Below are 6070 nucleotides of genomic sequence, written 5' to 3'. Positions count from 1 at the left end.
CCGCGCGGGCCGGCACACCGCCGACGCACGCCGCGCCGCGGGTCGCCGCGGTGATCGTCACCTTCAACCGGCTCGAGAAGCTGAAGAACGTGATCTCGGCGATCGAGGCGCAGACCACCGCGCCCGCGCACCTCGTGATCGTCGACAACGCGTCGACCGACGGCACCGGCGACTACCTCGCGACGCTCGAGACCGCGCTTCCGCTCGAGGTCGTGAGCCTCCCCGAGAACACGGGCGGTGCCGGCGGCTTCTCGGCCGGCATGCGCCGCGGCTACGAACTGGGCGCCGACTTCGTCTGGGTGATGGACGACGACGGCTACCCGCGGCCCGACGCGCTCGCCCTGCTGGTCGACGGCATCGGGGAGGCGAGCGAAGCGCTCGGCCACGCGGTGCCGTTCGCCTGCTCGGTCGTGCTCTTCACCGACGGCGAGATCTGCGAGATGAACAACCCGGTGCCCACCTGGGACTGGGGCCGGCTGCTCGTGAAGGGGCGGCGGATCGTGCTCGTCGAGCGCTGCTCGTTCGTCTCGGTGCTCATCCCGCGCTGGGCGCTCGAACGGTACGGGCTGCCGTTCAAGGAGTACTTCATCTGGTTCGACGATGCCGAGTACACGCTGCGCATCTCGCGCGAGGGGGCCGGCGTGCAGGTCCTCGACAGCGTCACCGTGCACGACATGGGTGTGAACCAGGGCGTGAACTGGGGAATGGTGGACGCGTCGAACGCCTGGAAGTTCGCGTATGGCGCCCGCAACGAGGGCTCGTACCGGCGCCATCACCGGTCTCTTGCGCACTTCGCGGTGTTCGCGGCGCAGGTGGTCGTGGGGATGCGGCGCGGCGGCGTGCCGCGAAAGCTGCGGCGGCGGATCCACCGAGCCCTCCGGGCCGGATTCTTCTTCGACCCGCCGATCGATCGGGTCGCGTGACGACGTGCGGGGCGGGGGATGCCGGGTACAGCGGTCGGGGAGCAGGCACAGGGTAGGATCGTCGGGTGACTGAACACAGTGCGCTCAGGGACCCTGAGTACTCGATCCCCGGCGACAGCCGCGGTCTGCTCAGTCTGCCGAAGCATCGATACCTGCTCTCGCTGCTCATCAAGAAGGGCGTGGCCACCCGCTACTACGGGTCGGCGCTGGGCTGGGCCTGGTCGTACATCCGCCCGCTGGCGCAGTTCTTCATGTACTGGATCGTCATCGGCGTCCTGCTCGGGGTGGCCCGCGGCGGGGGGATGGAGGCCTTCCCGGTCTACCTCTTCTCGGGCATCACGATGATCAACCTCTTCAGCGAGACGCTGCGCGCGACGACGAACTCGATCACGAGCAACAAGGCGCTGATCCAGAAGATCTACTTCCCCCGCGAGCTGTTCCCGGTGGCGGCGGCCGTCGGCGCGATCATCCACTACCTGCCGCAGGCGGTCCTCCTCCTGGTGATCTATCTGCTCCTCGGCGGCGCCATCACCTGGATGTCGGTGGCGGCGTTCCTCGCGGGCGTGGTGATCGTCGTCACCTTCGGCCTGGGGCTCGGGCTCTTCTTCGGCGGCTTCAACGTCGCCTACCGCGACTCGAAGAACATCGTCGACCTGATCCTGATGTTCGCGACCTGGACCTCGCCCGTGCTCTACACCTTCAACCTGGTGCAGCAGCAGGCGCAGCACATCGGCGCGGAGTGGATCTACTACCTCTACATGGTCAACCCGGCCACCGCCGGCGTGGAGCTCTCGCACACCGCCTTCTGGGAGCACCTGTCGCCGGCTGCCGCCCGTCCCGACGGGCTGTGGTACTTCGCGCTGGTCGGCTTCGTCATCTCGCTGCTGACGCTGGTGGTCGGCCAGTACGTCTTCCACCGGATGGAGGGTCGCTTTGCCCAGGAGCTCTGAGGCCGGATCGCCGTCGGCGGCGCTTTCGTCGAAGCCGGCCATCATCGTCCACGACGTGGTGAAGGAGTTCCGGATCAAGCACGCGCGGACGCTCAAGGAGGCGTTCGTCTCGCTGTTCAAGAAGCAGGATCGCCGGCGCGAGTTCCGCGCGCTCGACGGGATCAGCTTCGAGGTCGCCGAGGGCGAGTCGATCGCGGTGCTCGGCAGCAACGGTTCGGGGAAGTCGACAACGCTCAAGCTGATCTCGGGGGTGCTGCAGCCCGACGAGGGATGGGTGCGCACGCGCGGCCGCGTCGCCGGTCTGCTCGAGGTGGGCGCCGGCTTCCATCCGGATCTGACCGGCCGAGACAACATCTACCTCAACGCGGCGATCCTCGGCATGTCGAAAGAGGAGACGGATGCGCGCTTCGACGCGATCGTCGAGTTCTCGGGCATCAGCGAGTCGTTCCTCGACACCGAGGTGAAGCGCTACAGCTCGGGCATGCGCTCGCGGCTCGGCTTCGCGGTGGCCGTGCACACGGAGGTCGATGTGCTGCTGGTCGACGAGGTGCTCTCGGTCGGCGACGCCGCCTTCCGCGCGAAGTGCAACGACAAGATCCTCGAACTGCGGGATCAGGGCAAGACGATGTTCGTGGTCAGCCACAACCTCGGCACGGTGAAGAAGCTGTGCACGCGGGGGATCGTGCTGAAGGGCGGCAAGGTCGTGTTCGACGGCGACATCGGCGAGGCGGCCGACATCGTCGCCCCGCCCAAGCCGAAGCCGAAGAAGTAGCGCGGGCGGGATCCCCCGCCCGGCGAGCTCAGCGCTGCTCGGCGATCAGCCGCTCGATCGCCGCGGTCGATCGCTCGCAGTTGCGACCGTCGCGCCAGGGGTAGAGCGCGGCGATCCGCGCAGCGTAGCCGGCCGCCTCGTCGGCATTCCCGTCCGTCCCGTCGAGCAGGGCGGCCACGGCGGTCACGGCGTCGCCGGCGGACTCGACGACCGGGCCGAAGCCCTGGGCGCGGAAGTCGTAGTCGCCGGGCTGGCTGCTGTGGCCGCCGGAGAAGAACGCCTCGCGGTCGAACTGGAAGTAGACGGTCGGCGCCCCGCCGTAGGCGGCCTCGAAGGCGACGGAGGAGTAATCGGTGAGGGAGAGCCGGGTGCGGGCGAAGAGCTCCGCGACGCCGTCGTGGTAGGAGGCGACCGACATCCATGCGGGAGTCGGCAGGAGTTCGCGGTGGTGCTGGAAGCGCGGGTGCATGAGGAGGACCGGGCGGAGGCCGTGCCGCTCGCAGGCTGCGCGCAGGCGCTCGTCGTGCAGCAGCGCCGACCACTGGCGCACGTAGTCGCTGGCCTGGGCTCCCTCGCGCAACGACCAGCGGTGATCCGCGTTCGGCGAAGCCAGGTAGATCCGCCAGGTCGGGGTGATCAGCAGCACGTCGGGCGAGTCGCCCCGCTCGCGCCGCGCCGCCAGCTCGGCCTCGAGGCGATCGAGGCGGGCCATGCCGGTGAGCGGCACCTCGCCCGCGGCGAAGCGGTACGGCCCGCGCTCGCGCACCAGGCCCTGCCGCTCGTCCTCGGTCGCGGCGGTGACGAGATGGATCTGCATCGGGTTGAAGCGCCGATGGTGGTCGGTGTGGATGATCCCGTGCTTGAGGTAGACGAAGAGCCAGCTCGTGGCGAGGAAGGATCCGAAGGGGTTGCGCGACCCGGGGTCGGATTGCGAAGAGACGAACACCTCGGCGCGGGCGAGCAGCAGGTAGTGGCGGATCGATCCGTAGGGCACGAGCTTGGCGCCGATGCGGCGAAGGCGCCGGTAGGCCGGCACGCGCCGGTCCAGCGCGAACCAGGCGTTGATATCGGGCCGTTCGGCGTGCAGATGGAGGAACAGCGCCTCCGCGTTGTCGTCGGCCTGATGCCGGCGGTCGGCCAGCACCCAGGCGCGTTCGTAGCGGCGCAGCGGTCCGATCCTCCGCGAGATGATGCCGGAGAGCCGGAATTTCCGGTTGTTCCACCAGTCCGCATCGACGAGGCGGTGGAGCTTGCGCCAGGGCTTGCGGCTCCGGTGCTCCGCGACCGCCGGGTCGACGGGCGGCGGCAGTGCGGGGGTGGGCTCCTCGACGCGGATCCCGCCGCGGAGATCCGCGAAGCGCACCTCGGCGGGAGCATCGGTCTCGACGATCAGGTTGTGCTCGTACACCCAGTGCTCGCCGAGGATCTCGACCGAGCGCACCTTGGTCTCGACGAGTGCGCCTCCGGCCGCGACCGCGAAGCGGGGCTCGGCGTCGGACGCGTACAGCAGGAAGCGGCGGCGACGGCCGACCGGGTCCGGGTACGCTTGCACGGCGCGCGTCCGGTCGAGGAGCCCGAGATCGGCGAGCCAGGCGTGGGCGACCTCCGGGGATCTCACGGCGGCGAGGCGGGCGCGCAGTTGCTCGGGACCGAGCTCTCGGAGCGCGGCGCCGAGGGTGTCGCGGCATGCGGCGGCGATCTCCGCCTGCTCGGCCGGGGGGAGCGCGAGCGTCGAGCCGTGCATCTGCAGGTTGTCGTCGAAGCGCGCGGCGAACTCGGCGAGCTGGTCGGAGGCGGGCACGGGTTCAGTCTAGGGCGCTGCTCCGGTCTGGAGCGCCGCACCCCGGTGCCAGCGTTCGTGCGGCGTGCGGCTAGTGTCCTGCGCCGGGAGTTGCTTTGCAGAGACGAGTGCTCCCGTGGATGCGTCGCGAGGCGGAGGAGTGAGGCGATGCCGAAGCATCGTCGATCGACGACAACGAAGCGAGGCGCCGCGGGAGTGCTCGGATCTGTGAAGCGAATTTCCGGCGCAGGGCACTAGTAGGATCGGAACCTGACTGATTCGGAGGATGCAGTATGCGGATGACCGTTGTGGGCTGCGGCTACCTGGGTGCGGTGCACGCTGCCGCCATGGCGTCTATCGGCCACGAGGTGGTCGGCATCGACGTCGACGAACGGAAGATCGAGGAGCTCCGCCAGGGGCGCGCACCGTTCTTCGAGCCGGGACTGCAGGAGATCCTCACCGCCGGCCTCGAGTCGGGGCGCCTGAGCTTCTCGACGGACTTCGCGGCCGCGGCAGGCAGCCGCGTGCACTTTATCGCCGTGGGGACGCCGCAGAGCGCCGACGGCGGCGCGGCCGACCTGCGGTACGTGAACGCCGCGATCGAGGCGCTGCTGCCGCACCTCGCCGAGGGCGACATCGTGGCGGGCAAGTCGACCGTCCCGGTGGGCACCGCGGCCGGGTTGGCGGAGATCGTCGCGCCGTCGGGCGCCGTGCTCGTCTGGAACCCCGAGTTCCTGCGCGAGGGCTGGGCCGTGGAGGATACGATCCATCCGGACCGCCTGGTCGTGGGCGTGCCCGCGGGTGAGGCGGGCGAGGCCGCCGCCGACGTGCTGCGCGAGGTGTTCCGCCCCGCCGTCGAGAACGACACCCCCTTCATCGTCACCGACTACGCGACGGCGGAGCTCGTGAAGGTGGCCGCGAACGCCTTCCTCGCCACCAAGATCAGCTTCATCAACGCGATGGCCGAGATCGCCGAGGTGACCGGTGCCGACGTGGTGCAGCTCGCCGACGCGATCGGGCACGATGCGCGCATCGGCCGCCGCTTCCTCGGCGCCGGCATCGGATTCGGCGGCGGCTGCCTGCCGAAGGACATCCGGGCCTTCTCCGCCCGCGCCGAGGAACTCGGCCGGGGCGAGTCCGTCGCGTTCCTGCGAGAGGTCGACGCGATCAACCTGCGCCGCCGGGATCGCGTGGTGGAGCTCGCGGCCGAGGCGCTCGGCGGCGACCCGGCCGGGAAGCGGATCGCCGTGCTCGGCGCCTCGTTCAAGCCTCACTCGGACGATGTGCGAGACTCGCCGGCGCTCGACATCGCCGCGAAGCTGCACGAGGCCGGTGCCGACGTGGTCGTCACCGATCCGCAGGCCATCGAGAACGCGCGGCGCGTGCGCCCGGAACTGAGCTACTCGGAGAGCCTCGACGAGACGCTCGCGGACGCCTCGCTCGTGATCGTGGTCACCGAGTGGGACGAGTACCGTCGCGAGCTCGACCCCGAGCGGGCCGGCGGACTGGTGCAGGGGCGCACGGTCATCGACGGGCGCAACTGCCTCGACCCCGCTCGCTGGCGGGCGGCCGGATGGACGTATACGGGGATGGGTCGCCCGTAGCGGGCTGAGGGCCCGCCGGGGCCGGCGCCCCAGCCTCGCCC

Annotated in this window: 5 protein-coding genes; 4 read left to right on the top strand and 1 reads right to left on the bottom strand. The window is 70.2% G+C overall.

The window, feature by feature from the left end:
• The 3 genes from ACFPZL_RS08915 to ACFPZL_RS08905 all read left to right on the top strand — a co-directional run.
• A partial coding sequence (locus tag ACFPZL_RS08915) for a glycosyltransferase family 2 protein (protein ID WP_382335137.1) occupies nucleotides 1-923 on the top strand: 923 nt, incomplete at its 5' end.
• Nucleotides 924-988: 65 nt separating this feature from the next.
• Complete coding sequence (locus ACFPZL_RS08910) at nucleotides 989-1873, top strand: ABC transporter permease (protein WP_218115994.1); 885 nt, start codon at nucleotides 989-991, stop codon at nucleotides 1871-1873.
• Entirely contained in the window at nucleotides 1857-2645 is a 789-nt protein-coding gene (locus tag ACFPZL_RS08905; RefSeq protein WP_218115993.1) for an ABC transporter ATP-binding protein, read from the top strand. Before ACFPZL_RS08910 ends, ACFPZL_RS08905 begins: the two co-directional genes overlap by 17 nt.
• A gap of 28 nt (nucleotides 2646-2673) precedes the next feature.
• Here ACFPZL_RS08905 and ACFPZL_RS08900 read toward each other — a convergent pair whose 3' ends face one another.
• Complete coding sequence (locus ACFPZL_RS08900; RefSeq protein ID WP_218115992.1) at nucleotides 2674-4446, bottom strand: CDP-glycerol glycerophosphotransferase family protein; 1773 nt, start codon at nucleotides 4444-4446, stop codon at nucleotides 2674-2676.
• A gap of 272 nt (nucleotides 4447-4718) precedes the next feature.
• Here ACFPZL_RS08900 and ACFPZL_RS08895 point away from each other — a divergent pair, with 272 nt between their 5' ends.
• A complete protein-coding gene (locus ACFPZL_RS08895; protein ID WP_218115991.1) occupies nucleotides 4719-6029 on the top strand; it encodes a UDP-glucose dehydrogenase family protein in 1311 nt (436 codons plus the stop codon).
• Nucleotides 6030-6070: the final 41 nt, after the last annotated feature.

This window comes from Leucobacter soli, from assembly GCF_042659205.1.
Lineage (GTDB): Bacteria > Actinomycetota > Actinomycetes > Actinomycetales > Microbacteriaceae > Leucobacter > Leucobacter soli.
This window is presented reverse-complemented; position numbering and strand designations above follow the sequence as displayed.

Bases quoted from the DNA above. Each gene is read 5' to 3' on its own strand.
- ACFPZL_RS08895 (WP_218115991.1), top strand. From the start codon at position 4,719: ATGCGGATGACCGTTGTGGGCTGCGGCTACCTGGGTGCGGTGCACGCT.